Source organism: Psychromonas arctica DSM 14288, from assembly GCF_000482725.1.
Classification (GTDB): domain Bacteria; phylum Pseudomonadota; class Gammaproteobacteria; order Enterobacterales; family Psychromonadaceae; genus Psychromonas; species Psychromonas arctica.
In genome coordinates, this window is the sequence record NZ_AXWP01000052.1 from 1 (window position 1) to 14,754 (window position 14,754).

General features: G+C 36.8%; 14 protein-coding genes and 1 pseudogene. 8 read left to right on the forward strand and 7 right to left on the reverse strand.

The genetic code is table 11. The features are described 5' to 3' along the window. Positions 1–250: helix-turn-helix domain-containing protein (locus H592_RS0108205; protein WP_028868348.1), on the reverse strand; the 250-nt coding region annotated here is incomplete at its 3' end. Between the two features lie 54 nt (positions 251–304). On the opposite strand from H592_RS0108205, the pseudogene H592_RS21790 reads away from it, so the two are divergent. The 8 genes and pseudogenes from H592_RS21790 to H592_RS21795 all read left to right on the forward strand — a co-directional run. Next, a pseudogene (locus H592_RS21790) lies at positions 305–1,483 on the forward strand (AMP-binding protein); the annotation flags it as partial. Between the two features lie 429 nt (positions 1,484–1,912). Continuing rightward, positions 1,913–2,566, forward strand: coding sequence for a PEP-CTERM sorting domain-containing protein (locus tag H592_RS0108215; RefSeq protein ID WP_028868349.1), 654 nt, complete (start codon positions 1,913–1,915; stop codon positions 2,564–2,566). Between the two features lie 309 nt (positions 2,567–2,875). Continuing rightward, a complete protein-coding gene (locus H592_RS0108220; protein ID WP_028868350.1) occupies positions 2,876–3,280 on the forward strand; it encodes a hypothetical protein in 405 nt (134 codons plus the stop codon). A gap of 391 nt (positions 3,281–3,671) precedes the next feature. Further along, complete coding sequence (locus H592_RS0108225) at positions 3,672–4,718, forward strand: DUF3549 family protein (protein WP_028868351.1); 1,047 nt, start codon at positions 3,672–3,674, stop codon at positions 4,716–4,718. Between the two features lie 18 nt (positions 4,719–4,736). Beyond that, positions 4,737–5,051: a DUF3301 domain-containing protein gene (locus H592_RS0108230; protein ID WP_037071322.1), complete on the forward strand. Its 315-nt coding sequence runs from the start codon at positions 4,737–4,739 to the stop codon at positions 5,049–5,051. A gap of 12 nt (positions 5,052–5,063) precedes the next feature. After that, a complete protein-coding gene (locus tag H592_RS0108235; protein WP_028868353.1) occupies positions 5,064–5,408 on the forward strand; it encodes a hypothetical protein in 345 nt (114 codons plus the stop codon). A gap of 2 nt (positions 5,409–5,410) precedes the next feature. After that, on the forward strand, positions 5,411–6,187 hold the full coding sequence (locus tag H592_RS0108240; protein ID WP_028868354.1) for a Zn-ribbon-containing protein: 777 nt from the start codon (positions 5,411–5,413) through the stop codon (positions 6,185–6,187). Positions 6,188–6,223: 36 nt separating this feature from the next. Beyond that, entirely contained in the window at positions 6,224–6,706 is a 483-nt protein-coding gene (locus tag H592_RS21795; protein WP_051369090.1) for a CreA family protein, read from the forward strand. Between the two features lie 294 nt (positions 6,707–7,000). On the opposite strand, the gene hemH is transcribed toward H592_RS21795, so the two are convergent. The 6 genes from hemH to H592_RS0108275 form a co-directional block, all read right to left on the reverse strand. Next, a complete protein-coding gene (gene hemH, locus H592_RS0108250) occupies positions 7,001–8,041 on the reverse strand; it encodes a ferrochelatase (RefSeq protein ID WP_028868355.1) in 1,041 nt (346 codons plus the stop codon). A 599-nt stretch (positions 8,042–8,640) separates the two neighbouring features. Further along, positions 8,641–9,390 (reverse strand): bifunctional 2-polyprenyl-6-hydroxyphenol methylase/3-demethylubiquinol 3-O-methyltransferase UbiG, encoded by a 750-nt coding sequence (ubiG, locus tag H592_RS0108255; protein WP_028868356.1) that lies wholly within the window; start codon positions 9,388–9,390, stop codon positions 8,641–8,643. A gap of 168 nt (positions 9,391–9,558) precedes the next feature. Then, complete coding sequence (locus tag H592_RS0108260) at positions 9,559–9,828, reverse strand: DUF3081 family protein (RefSeq protein WP_028868357.1); 270 nt, start codon at positions 9,826–9,828, stop codon at positions 9,559–9,561. 448 nt (positions 9,829–10,276) lie between these two features. Continuing rightward, positions 10,277–11,611: a DEAD/DEAH box helicase gene (locus H592_RS0108265; RefSeq protein WP_028868358.1), complete on the reverse strand. Its 1,335-nt coding sequence runs from the start codon at positions 11,609–11,611 to the stop codon at positions 10,277–10,279. Positions 11,612–11,853: 242 nt separating this feature from the next. After that, a complete protein-coding gene (locus H592_RS0108270) occupies positions 11,854–12,156 on the reverse strand; it encodes a DUF406 family protein (protein ID WP_028868359.1) in 303 nt (100 codons plus the stop codon). A gap of 104 nt (positions 12,157–12,260) precedes the next feature. Next, positions 12,261–14,753 carry a glycogen/starch/alpha-glucan phosphorylase gene (locus tag H592_RS0108275; RefSeq protein ID WP_084296236.1) on the reverse strand — a complete coding sequence of 831 codons (2,493 nt, stop codon included), beginning with the start codon at positions 14,751–14,753 and terminating at the stop codon, positions 12,261–12,263. Position 14,754: the final 1 nt, after the last annotated feature.

A 14,754-nucleotide genomic window follows, 5' to 3' on the forward strand; every position in this document is an offset into this window, starting at 1 on the left:
GAGCAACAGATAAATAACCGTGAGAGCCACCATTTTCAGGTTTTAATTTGCCCGTCGCAAGATATTCATTGATGTGTCGATTAACACTTGTCTCATGAATGAGTAAAGCTTCCGCAATCTGACTAGTAGACCACCCATTTGAATGGTGGATAATGGCTTTAATACGATCACAAACACGCTTATCACGAGTTTCGTGATGTAACTGCATTAATTTATGCTTTTGGTCAGAAGTGAGGTTTATTTTTTGCATTGAGGTAGCATGATCCTCATTAAGCTAAAAATCAAGCATCTTCATTGATCACGGGTATATACCTCCGGTACAACGGGAAAACCGAAAGGCGTGGTACGTGAAAATGGCGGGCATGCTGTCTCAATGAAATACAGTATGTCGACAATTTATAACGCAAAACCGGGCGACGTATTTTGGGCGGCCTCTGATGTGGGTTGGGTAGTAGGACACTCCTATATCGTTTACGCTCCGCTTATTCACGGCTGCACCACTATATTGTATGAAGGAAAGCCGGTCAGAACACCTGACCCAGCGGCTTTCTGGCGAGTGTGTGAAGAACACCATGTTAATATTTTATTTTCTGCTCCAACAGCCTTTAGAGCGATTAAAAAAGAAGATCCTGAGGGCGAATTAATTAAGCAATATCCGATGCCTGCATTACGTACTATCTTTATGGCGGGCGAGCGCTTAGATCCTCCCACGTTAAAATGGGTTGAACAAAAAACGCAGCGACCAGTGGTCGATCATTGGTGGCAAACAGAAACGGGCTGGGCTATTTCAGGTAATCCTCTTGGTTTAGAACAATTTCCATTGAAACCAGGTTCTTCAACTAAACCAACTCCAGGTTTTGATGTACAAATTTTAGATGAACTAGGAGAGCAAGTGCCCGTTAATACACAGGGCATTATTGTGATAAAACTCCCCTTACCACCGGGTTGTTTAGCAACGGTTTGGCGTAACCATGATCGTTTCCAAAGTGGTTATTTATCACAGTTTCCAGGGTATTATGTTTCCGGTGACGGTGGTTATATTGATTCTGACGGTTACTTATTTGTGATGGGCAGGACCGATGATGTAATTAATGTGGCAGGGCATCGTTTATCTACCGGCGAGATGGAAGAAATACTGAGTGCCCATGATGATGTCGCTGAGTGTGCCGTGATTGGAGCTCATGACGAATTAAAAGGACAGATCCCTTTTGGTTTTGTGGTACTCAAAGATGGCCACTATTCAGTAGATGGCAATGTAGAAAAAGAGTTATTACAAAAAATGCGCGATGAAATAGGCGCGGTGGCAAGCTTTCGAAAAGTGGTGATTGTTAACCGCTTGCCTAAAACACGCTCAGGAAAAGTATTACGTCGAACAATTAAACAGGTTGCAGATGGAGAACAGTACGTCACACCATCAACCATTGACGATCCAACGAGTTTGACTGAAATAGAGAATGTATTTAATCAAAATAGGAAAATTTAGATTAACACGAAGAAAAACTAAACAATAAACGCTGTAGTAGTTGCTGTTATATTTATTGTTTTGAGCTTACCTTCTTTGCCCTTCGTGCCTTCGTGCCTTCGTGGTTATTTAGCTTTTGATTTTAAAAGAGCATAAGCAACCACGAAGCGCTACGCTTCACGAAGAGCACGAAAAAAACCTAAAAGTATAGAAATTATTGTTTTGATCTAACCTTCTTTATCCTTCATGTCTTCATGGTTGATTTGCGTTTGGCTTTAAAAGTAAAAAAACGAATATCACCATCACAAAGTGTCAGTTATTTTTACACCATTATTAGTATTTAATATAGAAATAAATTAAGACGCTTAGAATCATGCACTTAAAAAATAGGAACGATAATTGCAAAGCATATTACTATTAGGGTAGAAACAAAAACCAAGGAATTAAATTATGAATAGAATCGCAAGTATGTTTGTTTTATTATTTGCTAGCATAACCGCTAATGCTGGTATTTTATTAGACTCAGGTGACCCATTTTATGATTCTGGAAAGTGTGTAGCACAGGGTTGTAATGGTACAGGAGAGTGGTGGGCAGTATCTGCTTTTACAGCGTCTACTGATTGGACTATTACTGGTTTTAATTTTTTTGCCGTTGATACAAAATCGGTAGGTAATGCAAATTATCAATCAACAACGTGGAAAATATTTGAAGCACCAAGTACAACTGGTATCGCTAATTTAGGTACGGCAACTTATGAAGCTACAATTCAGGCATCAACATCTCAGTCTCTATTTACAGACGCATTTGGTGGGACTATTAATGTTACTTCATTTTTAATTTCAAATTTAGATATTGAATTATCTGCAGGTAATTATTTTTTAGCCCAACATCATGATTTTTCACAAGCAACGAACTTGACTATTGCTGGTACAGGAAATATTTCATCATTTTATAATACTGATTTTGCAGGAATAACTAATAAAGTGAATGATCAAATTGCACAAAAAATATTCGGTAAAGTATCGATTCCAGAGCCTGCTTTAATTGCATTATTTGGGATAGGTTTAGTTGGTTTAGGCTGGTCTCGTAAAAAAAGAGCCTAAATAAAGCTGAATTCAGTTAATAATATTCTTTTAGCCTCGTTATTTAACGGGGCTTTTTTATACCTGCTGTTCAATATGTCCTGCCTGTCGCTACTTTATCCACAAACCTAAAAAGACAACATTTATCAGACAATTGTAGCCTTGAATTTAAGTAATAAGCGCAATCAGTTCCAAAATAATAATTTGAAAGTGATAGCAATGTAAATTACTCTTTGTGCATGCTTTAAATTTAAACTTTGGCTGATTTAAAATCATAGCAATATCCCTAGTGTCGATAATATAAAGAACAAAATAAAAAGGAAGTAAACAATGAATGGAGCAGGAGGAAATACTGGTGGTATTGGACATTTTTTTATTGGTTTAATCATGATGTGTGGTGGCTTTTACATGTTACTTAATGCAATCACTGTCTCATCAAATTTTGGCTTGAGTTCGCGTATTTATAATCTACATAGTTTCGGAAGTGGCATAGGTATTACTGGCGGTACGATTATGATCCCTTTTATACTAGGGATCGGCATGATCTTTTATAATGCAAAAAACATCCTAGGCTGGTTACTCGCTATAGGCTCTATCACTGCTTTAATTTTTGGTGTTATTTCTTCAATTCGCTTTAGTTTACATAGCATGTCTTCTTTTGACCTGATTGTCATTCTAGTGTTAGCGATCGGCGGTTTAGGCTTATTTCTTCGTTCATTAAAGTCATTATCTTAATTTAGATCCGTTAACAATCAACCGACAACAATATGTTAAGTTGATACCTGTACCCAAGCATTTTCTCTTTAGTCTAATTAATACAAATTTCATTATCTATATGATCAATTATTGGCAAGGAAAAAATGTATCAATTTAAGCCAACAATATTGAACAACGATTTAACGGGATTGATATAATAGAGCACGTCAAAACTGCCCGATTAGGTATACACAAATGTAATCCTTTATTTGGGTGAAATGTCTGCTGGTATTGATTAACCATAATAGTTACCGGTATTGATTGTTCGGCTTTTTATTTCAAATTACTGAGAGTTAGACATAACAGGATAGAGGTCTTGTGCAGACCTGTATATAATCGCCCCACCATTAATTACTAAGATAGCCTTTTTATGAGCATGAATACACTGACTGATTTTTTAGAACAAGCCCAATGCCAATATCGAGCGTATGATTTAGGACGTATTGTGCAAAAAATTAATAACAGCGAATTCCAAAAAATAGCTAAAAATGAAATGGCCTACCCTTTCCCTATTCAACAACATGCTTTTATTGCATTAACTTTTTGGCAGGTAGCCGCTCAGAAAGAACATTTTATTTGGTTTTTAAAATTACCTTTAGATGAACAAGGTTTGATGAAGATAACCGCGCAGACAAGCTTTATTCGCATGGTAGTTGAAGCGATGGGCGAAGACCTAACTGCTGATATAAGTGATAAATTACAAGAAAGGTTAGCCAGCAACCCCTTTGTTTTTAAACCTAGTGCAGAAAAACTGGCCATTTTCAATGCCAATATAAACAGCGCATTTATTCGTCCACCTTCTTCTTTCTATGCCGCTATTCAACATTACTTTTCGGATCAATGTGATTGGCAACAATGGCAAAACTTAGGTTTACAAGGTTTTGCAGATCTTGCGGCACGTTTAAATCATGATAATAACCAGAAAAAAATAATAGATGCATTGGATTTTTTACCTGAACAACCTCTACAAACGTTATCTTTATGCCTTGAAAACCAAACGCAAATAAGCACTGAGCTCGCGACTCATATTGCAAATCAAGCAAATAAACGTTTGCAACAAGGTCAAGAAACCACCGCTATTTTATTATTAAGAGCAATAACCAGTGCCAATGCACAAGGGATCACGAAACAGCTTTTAAATGATCAATTTTCATCACCACTCGTGCACCAAGCTGATTGGTACATCACGATAGCCGGACGTTGCTGGATGCAGTTAGAAGATGAAACCTTGTTGAACCGGTACTTTGAGGCATTAGCAAACCATCATAAAGCACTGTTTCCACAACTTTTTGCTGACTTAGTTGCTATCCCGTCATTAAGAGATAAAGTATTAAAACAATTACGTTTAACGGCCCGTTCACCCGCATTATCAGAGGCAATTGGTTTATTATTTTCTGGCCTAAAAGCTGACACTTAAAAATACTTAAGGATGATTATGTGGGATTTGTTGTTTATTCTCGGTATGGTTTTTATTGGTACCACGGTATGGAAATTACGCCAACAATCAGAGCTAGCCAAAACCTTGATCGAACAGCATTGCAATAAACTTGATTTACAGCTTCTCTCCGTCGCTCGCTCTCGGTTTAATTTCAAATTAGGCAGTGACTTTTTACAAGCTAGTTTTATTTTCGAGTTTAGTAGTGATGGCACCAATCACTACCAAGGGACATTGACCTTAAATGGTTTAGTCAAACCCCGTTTTCAACTACCCGCTTATCGTCTTGTGGACGATCAAAGTACATTATATTAAAAAGGTCATTTCATGGATCGTATTATATTAGTTGCCCAACAACTTGCTAAAGAAGGTAAAACACCTAACACCGCTTTAATTAAAGCCCGTTTACCTAAAAACATACCTTTACCTGCAATTATTCAAGGGTTAAAAATGTGGCAAGATAACCCGAACAAACAAATAGAGGCACCGACTGAGCCGGCTTTAACTGGTGCAACTATGCACTCCGTAGGTGGCAGTATCGATGAGATAATCAATAGTAAAATTGCGCAAGCAATTAACCCATTAAAACAAGAAATCAATGAGTTAACTTTACAAATTGAAGCGCTCAAAGATAAGATTAAAAGTATCCCAACTACCGCTGTGGAAGAATAACTGTGTTCATTAAAGAATTAAGCTTTGAATGTTATCAAGATACTCAATATGCAAGCGTTGAGCGCGCCATTAACAACTACTTAGATATGTTACGTTATAATGGGCAAATCTTGGGCAGGGAATTCCCTGTCGCCATGCAAGGGGCTATATTTACAACACGATTGGTTTGCCCTGAAGAACAAAGCTTAAGTACACGTTTTAATAGCCCACAAGTTAACCATGCGTTGTCAGGACTAACCAAAGCAGGTCTACTTTCACCTAAAATAAAAACCATTGCAGAAGATTTAAATTCACAGCAATGCGCAACTAATTTTACGCCAAGTTGGCAGATTCTTTATACGACTTTTTTAGATACCTGCTCACCTATTCGCTGCGGTGAAACATTAGCCCCTATTCCGCTTTACCGTACACCAGAGGAAATTAGTAATGGAGACCGTAAAAGCGCAATAAAATGGCAAGAAGAATGGGTTAACTTAGACGAGTTGCAGATGAATGGTTCTGCCGTTTCAAGTGCCGCCTTAAAAGAGTTAGGTGATGTCAGCAGTAAATTTTTTCACCGTGGCAGTAATTTATGCAAACGTATTCAATATATAACTAAAGTGCCTACTTATTATTACTTGTACCGTGTTGCAGGCCAATCCTTACAACAAGAGCAAGACCGACTTTGCCCTAGCTGTAACGGAGAATGGCGATTAAAAACACCACTGTTTGATATTTTTGATTTTAAATGCGATCAATGCCAGTTAGTATCTAATCTATCTTGGGATTTCAAAAAATAGGAAATGAATATGTTAAAAAAATTAAAGTTAGTGGCAATGGTATTATTGCTACTTGTGATTGGCTTCTTTGTACTAAGGGGTTGCTCGCAAGATGAAGTAGGCGATGTCAGCTTAGGCTTATTCACCACTCAAGATATTAAACTCAATATATTAAAAGATCCGTTGGTGTCAGGTGTCACCTGTCATATTGCGTCAATCGAAGCAGATTTAAGCTTTTCAGACCCAAGTGATAGTGCGATTTCATGCCGTCAAACAGGTGAAATTACATCAGCAATGATAGCTAAGATTGATAAAAGCAAATCTGGGGATGTGGTCTTTAAAAAATCAAAAAGTATTTTCTTTAAAAACATGAAGATACGTCGTATTTTTGATACTGAAAACCAAACCTTAATGTATGTTTCATACTCAACTAAAGAAACGTCAGGTAGTTTTAAACATAGTCTTTCAACTGTGCCACTATGGGGTACAGATGCTTACCAAGAGCAAAAACAAGTGACAGAAAACGTAACAACAGAATAATAATTATCATGTCATAAAAGGCATATTGAGCATCGTTTTATGGATATAAAAAAACCTCGATCAGTGACAACTCATCGAGGTTTTTTATTGGATTTTAGTAAAACTTGTATTGCCTAATTCTATTGCGTCACGTCTACTGTTTAACTTTTACAGTTTATTGAGAGTTCTACAATTTATTGATAGCTCTCTTTGCTATAAACCTGACACCTATAACGTACGTATCAGTCAAACACGAATGCGATTCAATATGCTTCCATTGCTCAATTTACCAAGCTTAAGGGGTCTCATAAGCAATTAAGAGAGATTAGGCTCTAATATCGCTAACATTGCTTCAATATGATCATCACGATCATTTAGCGCGGCAATATAACGATACTTTTCACCACCAGCCTCTTCAAATATTTCTCTATTTTCAGATTCGATCTCTTCTAATGTTTCTAAGCAATCAGCACTAAAAGCAGGACTAATAATGGCAATATCTTTAATACCTTGTTCAGGCAACCCTTTCAATGTTTCGTCGGTATAAGGTTTTAACCACTCCGCTTTGCCGAAACGACTTTGGAAAGTACTAATAACATTGTCTTTATCTAGCTGCAGATCTTTATCTAAATTTAGTTTTTCAACAACTAAACGGGTCGTTTGTAAACATAAACAATGATAAGGGTCGCCATTATCTAAGAATAATTTTGGCATACCATGATAAGAAAAAACTAACTTTTGCGGCATACCATTTTTCTGTAAGTCTTCTCGAATACTATTAGCGAGAGCATCAATGTAGGTGGTATTTTTATGGTATCCATTAATAAAATGTAACTCTGGCACCCAGCGCCATTCACGTAACACATTGGCAACCGCATCAAATGTTGAGCCTGTTGTTGGGCTTGAATATTGAGGATATAAAGGTAATACAACGATCCGCGTAAAACCTTTCTCACGCAATTCCTCTAAACCCGATTGAATAGAAGGGTTACCATAACGCATACTCATAACCACTTCTGTATTTACATACCCCTGTTGTTTTAAGAGTGCACTTAATTTATCGCGTTGCAGTCGAGTAATGTGCGTTAATGGTGAGCCATTTTCAGTCCAAATACTTTTATACAGTTTTGCAGAGCGTTTCGGTCTCACGCGAAGAATAATGCCATGTAAGATCATCATCCAAATTAGACGCGGGATCTCTACAATACGTCGATCAGATAAAAATTCATTGAGGTAAGTTCGAACTGAGCTTGCTGTTGGCGCATCTGGACTGCCTAAATTAGTCAGTAAAATACCTGTCTTTTGATGAAAGCGCCCTTCGTGGGGATTATCGGTAATGCCTGAAAAACGTGACACAAAAAGCTCCTTATGAGCATAAAAAATTAAAAGGTGAGTTAATACTAATAACAGTTTATAGAATATCTATTTTACTGCTTAAAAAAACTTATTGCTTGCAAATCGGTTAACGTAATCAACCTTACCTATCTCTTTATACATATTTCTATGTTAAATAACCTTTCAACAAACAGTTATTACTTGGAAAAATTGTTTCGATAATTTACCTTGAACGACACAAAACGAATGGCACAGTATCAACTAAAGATTTTACATATGAATGTTTAATAATATTACACCCCCATTATCCAGCACTCAGGTTAAATAACGAAACAACGGCTATTTTAGATCACTATTGCGCTGGATTTGTCATGATACTTGTAAATAAACGTCTTAACTACCGTAACTACCAGTTCAAACTAGTCTGCAGCCATTTTTACAATAAAGGCTATAACGGCATCCACTTTAGTTTCTCGATTTAGTCATTTGAGGTTTATGATTTGAAATTGATAACTTTGAAATTGATAACTTTGAAATTTATGATTTACAGAATTATAGTTTTGATATTTTAAATTTTATTGTTTTAAGAATGTATTTAAATAGAAAAAGTCACGTTACTTTTAAGGTTTGCAGATTGCCATGATATAATTCACCGAGACATCTTTTGCTGAAATTGACCAGCGCCATAAAATAGGATTAAACACAAAACCACTTTTATCGATAAGCTTTAACCCAGATGTTTTTGTTAAATGATGAAGCTCATTTGGTTTAATAAACTTATGCCATTGATGTGTACCGATAGGTAACCAACGCATCACCCTTTCCGCTCCAATAATAGCTACTAAATAGCTTTTAGGAGACCGGTTGATAGTAGAGCATAACATCAGTCCATCTTTATTAAGCAATGCTTCACAGGCATTAAGAAGCGCTTGCGGAGAGGCGACATGTTCAATGACTTCCATATTAAGGATCACATCAAACAACTCACCTTCATCAACTAATGCTTCAGCCATGGTATTACGGTAGTCTATTGTTAATTCTGATTGCTTAGCGTGAATTTGTGCCACAGGTATATTTTTTGGCGCAGCATCCGCACCGACCACTTCAGCGCCTAAACGAGCCATTGGTTCGCTTAACAATCCTCCGCCACAGCCAATATCTAATAATCGCAAACCTTTAAAAGGTGCTGGCTTATTAAGATCTCGATTAAAATGAGCGGCTATCTGTTCGGTTATATATCGCAACCGAGTAGGATTTAACATATGCAGAGGCTTAAACTTGCCTTGTTCATCCCACCACTCTTCAGCCATTGCTTCAAATTTAGCCACTTCCAATGCATCAACTGTATTGGTAGATGTTAACTGACTCATGTTGCCTCCTGTTTTCATGTAAAAGTGATATGGAAAAATGCTATCGAAAAGTGGTTTTGAAAAATGTAATCACAAATGTAATCACAAAGGCTTCAGCATTAGTTCTCTACTGCAAATTGAAGAATGTTTAATCGGTAGATTTATACTTCATCCAAGTGATTACAGCGCTTAGAAGCTGTCTTTATCGTCTAACATATTAGATATTTTTTTAAAAAATGCTTTCTGTGTATCTTCATCATCATAATCCATATCAAAAGCCCCATGGAATAATAAAGTCACCGTCAAATCTTTAAATGATAACCAGCATGTGTAACCATCAAAATCCTGAGATGCTTTTACACCTGATAGTTCATACACCCCATCGGTCTTTTTTCCCTTAGTAGTCACTAGATCAAAAGCCTGTAGTAAGTCTCGTTTTTTTAATTTATCTACGTCCATAACTTGTGCCCCTATAGTTATTCAATACCGACATTATTTAGTTAAGCGATAAAGGCCTTAAAATCAGTAAGTTTATTAACTTCTCTAGCCTTATCTAACTAACATGATAAACATATTTGAGTTAATACCAATCACACTAATTAACTGAGCTATTTTACTTGTTAAAATAACTTATTTATTCGTTATAAATTTCGTAAAGGGAACAACCAGTTAGCTAAATTTACGCCTTAAACTAAGTCATGTGTCCTGCACAAAATTTAGATCACTTATTTAATGTAATCGGTATAATTAAGGACCATTGTAATTAATACGAATCAACAAAGAAAAAGATCAGCGAGTTAAATTGAAACTTTATACGCAAAAAAAATGCCTCAATGATCGCTCATTAAGGCATTAGTTAAATACTATTTCATCGCCATATGAAACGATGAATCAATACTGATAGAAATTAATCTTCCGAATCGTCAACAATAATTCTTTTCTTACGACGCATTGGTGCAGCGCCCACATCGATAGACTCATGGAAAACATGTTCTTGCTTTTTAGTACTTACCTTGGCTTTTTTAGCCAATGGTTTTTTCTTATCTTCAACCACTTTTTTAGCTTTCACTATTTTCTTTTGTACTGGTTTTAAGCCTTTAAATTTCGGGTTAATACCTTCCACTTTGTCAAAACTGATTGTTTGTGCGACAAAGCTTTCTACTTTTTTAAAGTTATCCCAATCTTTAGGGCCAATAATAGAAATAGCATCACCTAATTCGCCAGCTCGGCCTGTTCTGCCAATGCGGTGTATATATTCCTCAGTGTGTTTTGGAATATCAAAGTTAAATACATGGCTAACATGGATTAAATCTAACCCACGTGATGCGATATCTGTTGTCACTAATATTTTATTTTTACCGCGTGAGAAGGTATCCATTATCTGGTTACGATTACTCTGGGTCAGGTCCCCGTGCAAGGCAGCAGCAAGCATGCCTTTCTCTAATAAAATAGCACTTAAACGTTCCGTATCAGCACGTGTAGCGGTAAAGATAATTGCTTGGTCTATTTTTTCTTCTTTAAGGAAGTGAAACAATAATTTTTCTTTTTGGTTTAGGTTATCAGCCAAATAAAAGCGCTGTGTAATTTCACTATGCTGTTGATTCTCTTCACCTACTGCAATACGAATAGGGGACTTTAACAGGTGACCAGCGAATTCATTCACTTCGCCATGTCCTAAGGTTGCTGAAAACATTAACGTTTGACGTAGACGATGATTGGCAGCTTCATTGATGGCCGTTAATTGCTCCGCAAAACCTAAATCAAGCATACGATCCGCTTCATCTAAAATAAGCAATTCTAATCCCGGTAAATGTAATAACCCTTTTTTAAGGTGGTCAACAATACGTCCTGGCGTGCCCACAATAAAGTGAGGGTGTTTATCAATCGCTTTTACTTGATCATTAAAGTTTTCCCCGCCCAACACTAAGATAGACTTAATACTGGTATTAGAGACTAACAGACGTAACTGCGAGTAAACTTGTTTTGCAAGTTCACGAGTTGGTGTCAGGATCAATACACGAGGATCTCGACGAGTTAACGCACGTGTTTTTAGTACACGTTGCATCGCCGGTAATAAATAAGCTAACGTTTTACCTGAGCCCGTTTTAGATGATGCTAAAAGATCTTTCCCAGATACAGCAATCGGCACAGCTTCAGCTTGAATTTGTGTTGTTTCAGTAAAACCTAAATGTGAAACAGAAGTGATCAAACGCTGATCAATGGGTAAATCTTTAATTAGCAATGTATGCTCCAAGGAAGTAAAAATAGAAAATAAGTGCGTAGTATAACGATTAAGCGGAAAAACAAGAAATGAAGTTTGTAATAGCGGGTAAAAAAATGCATTAATTTAAGGATTAAATAAAAAAAGGAACAAGCAAACGCTTATTCCTCTCTTAAATTGGGATAATATAAGCTAATAAGGTAAATTGGATAGAATTACTGACCCATTACACTGAGCCCTACTATCCTTGCACGACGAAATAGTTAGATTGCACTTAAACCCATTTCAAAAATAAGTTTTTCAGCAGTACATTCAAACTGTAGTGAGACTTTGCTTTCAACACTGTCATTAGTTTGTTGAAAATCCACGTCTACTTTTACTGTTGCAAAACGTGCTTTTGCCGCTTTAATATATTTATCTGCTAATTGCTCAACACTGGCTTGATCTGGTCCGCTAAAAGGCAATACAAGTAGTGTGTCATTTTCTGCTATAACACTACCTAGCTCAACAATAGTACCGCATGCTTCGCATACATCGTTTTCTTGAGTTTGGATATTTTCAGACATATTTACCTCTGTGTTTATTATACAAGTGGTCAGATTGTAGCTCGCTTTAAACAAAAAAGGCGACATATAAAATGTCGCCTTTTACCTTTTAATGATTTACATCATTAAGCTGCAGGAAATTTTTCTAATTTCCAAATTTTGCTTGCATAATCTTCAATTGAGCGGTCAGAGTTAAATTTACCCATTGCACCTGCATTCAGAATAGCCTTTTCAGCCCAAGCTGACTGATCACGATAAAGTGTATCGATATCTTGGTGAGCAGCAACATAAGATGCGTAATCAGCAAGACATAAATATTCATCACCCCATTCCAATAAACTACGTTTAATATCAGATAATAAGCCAGCATGACCCGGTGTAAAGAAGTCAGTATCTAACCAATCAAGTACCGCTTTTAGCTCTGGATTTTTGTAATAGTAATCATATGGATTATATCCACTTGCTTTTAATGCTTTCACTTCATCAACACTTAAACCGAAGATAAACATATGTTCAGCGCCAATTTCTTCAGCCATCTCAATGTTTGCACCATCCATCGTACCGACAGTTAATGCACCATTTAATGAGAACTTCATATTACCTGTACCCGATGCTTCTAGACCAGCTGTAGATATTTGCTCAGACACATCCGCCGCAGGGAACATTTTTTCAGCCAATGAGATACGGTAGTTTGGTAAGAAGACAACTTTTAATTTGCCTTGAATACGTTCATCGTTATTCACTTTGTCTGCAATTTTGTTCAATGCAAAAATGATTTCTTTGGCCATGTGGTAACCTGGAGCGGCTTTAGCACCAAACAGGAATACACGCGGTACCATGTCATAATCAGGGTTTTCAAGTAAACGTTTGTATAGCGTTAAAATATGAATCAAGTTTAACTGCTGACGTTTGTACTCGTGTAGACGTTTGATTTGCACATCAAAAATAGCATCAACAGAGACTTCAACACCGGTTGTATCTTTAATGATTTTAGCGAGCTCTACTTTATTTTCTTTTTTAATGTCCATAAAGCGTTTTTGGAATGCAACATCTTTAGCTTTTGGAAGAATGCCTTTTAACTTATCTAAGTTAAGCACCCAGTCATCACCAATAGTTTCATCTAATAACGTTGCTAATCCTGGGTTACAAGCTTTCAACCAACGACGTGGAGTTACACCATTTGTAACATTGACTAATTTACCAGGGAATAACTCATGGAACTCAGGGAATAGATCCGTTTTAACAAGCTCAGAATGGACCGCAGCCACACCATTTACTTTATAAGCAGTGATAACACAAAGGTTCGCCATGCGTACCATGCGTTGTTGCGACTCTTCAATGACTGATAATTTTTCTTTTTTCAGATCATCTCCAGGCCATTTTTTCTCAACAACATTCGCTAAAAATTGCGAGTTAATTTCATAAATTATCTCTAAGTGGCGCGGTAATACTTTTTCGAACAAAGCCACAGACCATTTTTCTAATGCTTCTGGTAATAAAGTATGGTTGGTGTAAGCAAATGTTTCTTGACAGATTTTCCAAGCAGAATCCCAATCTAAACGCTCTTCATCAACTAAGATGCGCATTAATTCAGGAATAGCAATCGTTGGGTGTGTGTCATTTAATTGAATTGCCACTTTTTCAGGTAATAACGATAAATCTTTATTTGCACGTTTAAAACGACGCAAGATATCTTTTACTGAACAAGCACAGAAGAAGTATTGTTGAATTAAACGTAACTCTTTACCTGCATCTGTTGAATCATTTGGATAAAGCACTTTAGAGACAGTTTCAGCTTTTGATTTTTCAACTTGTGAGTCGACATAACCACCGGCATTAAATACATCCCAGTCAAAAGCTTCATGAGCACGACTTTCCCATAAACGTAAAATATTAACCGTTTTAGCACCGTATCCGACGATGGGAATATCCCAAGGAACACCTTTTAATTTTTGTCCCGCATGCCAAACTTTACGAGAACCTTCTTTTTGATCAAACACAGTTTCAACATAACCGTATAAAGGAATAAGTTGAATAGATTCAGGACGGCAAATTTCCCATGGATTACCGTATTCACGCCATGTATCAGGACGTTCAATTTGACGACCATCTTGGAATTCTTGTTTAAATAGTCCGTGTTCATAATGAATACCGTAACCAATCGCAGGGTAACCAAGTGTTGCTAGTGAATCAATAAAACATGCTGCAAGACGGCCTAAACCACCATTACCTAATGCCATATCCGGTTCTTCATCGCATATTTCATATAGGTCTTTACCTAACGCTTTTAACGCTTCTTCAGTAACTTGAAAAACTTGTAAATTTTGTAGATTGTTCGATAACAAACGTCCCATTAAAAACTCAAGGGATAAGTAGTTCACTGCGCGAGTGTCTTTCTCTGAGTGAGCTTGTTGTGTTTTTGTTAGTTTCTCAAAAACTAATTCGTTGACAGCCTGACAGGTTGCATTCCACCACGCTTTATTATTTGCTTTATGTTCATCAGTCCCAAGGCCTTTATGTAGGCGGTCGATGATTGCTTGTTGCATTTCAGCACTGCTAACCGTAGGCACTGCTACAGAATCCTTTGCTGCCGTTTTTTTAGATTTTTTAGTCGCCATG

Excerpts from the sequence above, each read along its gene's own strand:
- H592_RS0108215 (WP_028868349.1), top strand. The coding sequence starts at position 1,913 with ATGAATAGAATCGCAAGTATGTTTGTTTTATTATTTGCTAGCATAACC.
- H592_RS0108220 (WP_028868350.1), top strand. The coding sequence starts at position 2,876 with ATGAATGGAGCAGGAGGAAATACTGGTGGTATTGGACATTTTTTTATT.
- H592_RS0108225 (WP_028868351.1), top strand. The coding sequence starts at position 3,672 with ATGAGCATGAATACACTGACTGATTTTTTAGAACAAGCCCAATGCCAA.
- H592_RS0108230 (WP_037071322.1), top strand. The coding sequence starts at position 4,737 with ATGTGGGATTTGTTGTTTATTCTCGGTATGGTTTTTATTGGTACCACG.
- H592_RS0108235 (WP_028868353.1), top strand. The coding sequence starts at position 5,064 with ATGGATCGTATTATATTAGTTGCCCAACAACTTGCTAAAGAAGGTAAA.
- H592_RS21795 (WP_051369090.1), top strand. The coding sequence starts at position 6,224 with ATGGTATTATTGCTACTTGTGATTGGCTTCTTTGTACTAAGGGGTTGC.
- ubiG (WP_028868356.1), bottom strand. The coding sequence starts at position 9,390 with ATGAGTCAGTTAACATCTACCAATACAGTTGATGCATTGGAAGTGGCT.
- H592_RS0108260 (WP_028868357.1), bottom strand. The coding sequence starts at position 9,828 with ATGGACGTAGATAAATTAAAAAAACGAGACTTACTACAGGCTTTTGAT.
- H592_RS0108270 (WP_028868359.1), bottom strand. The coding sequence starts at position 12,156 with ATGTCTGAAAATATCCAAACTCAAGAAAACGATGTATGCGAAGCATGC.
- H592_RS0108275 (WP_084296236.1), bottom strand. The coding sequence starts at position 14,753 with ATGGCGACTAAAAAATCTAAAAAAACGGCAGCAAAGGATTCTGTAGCA.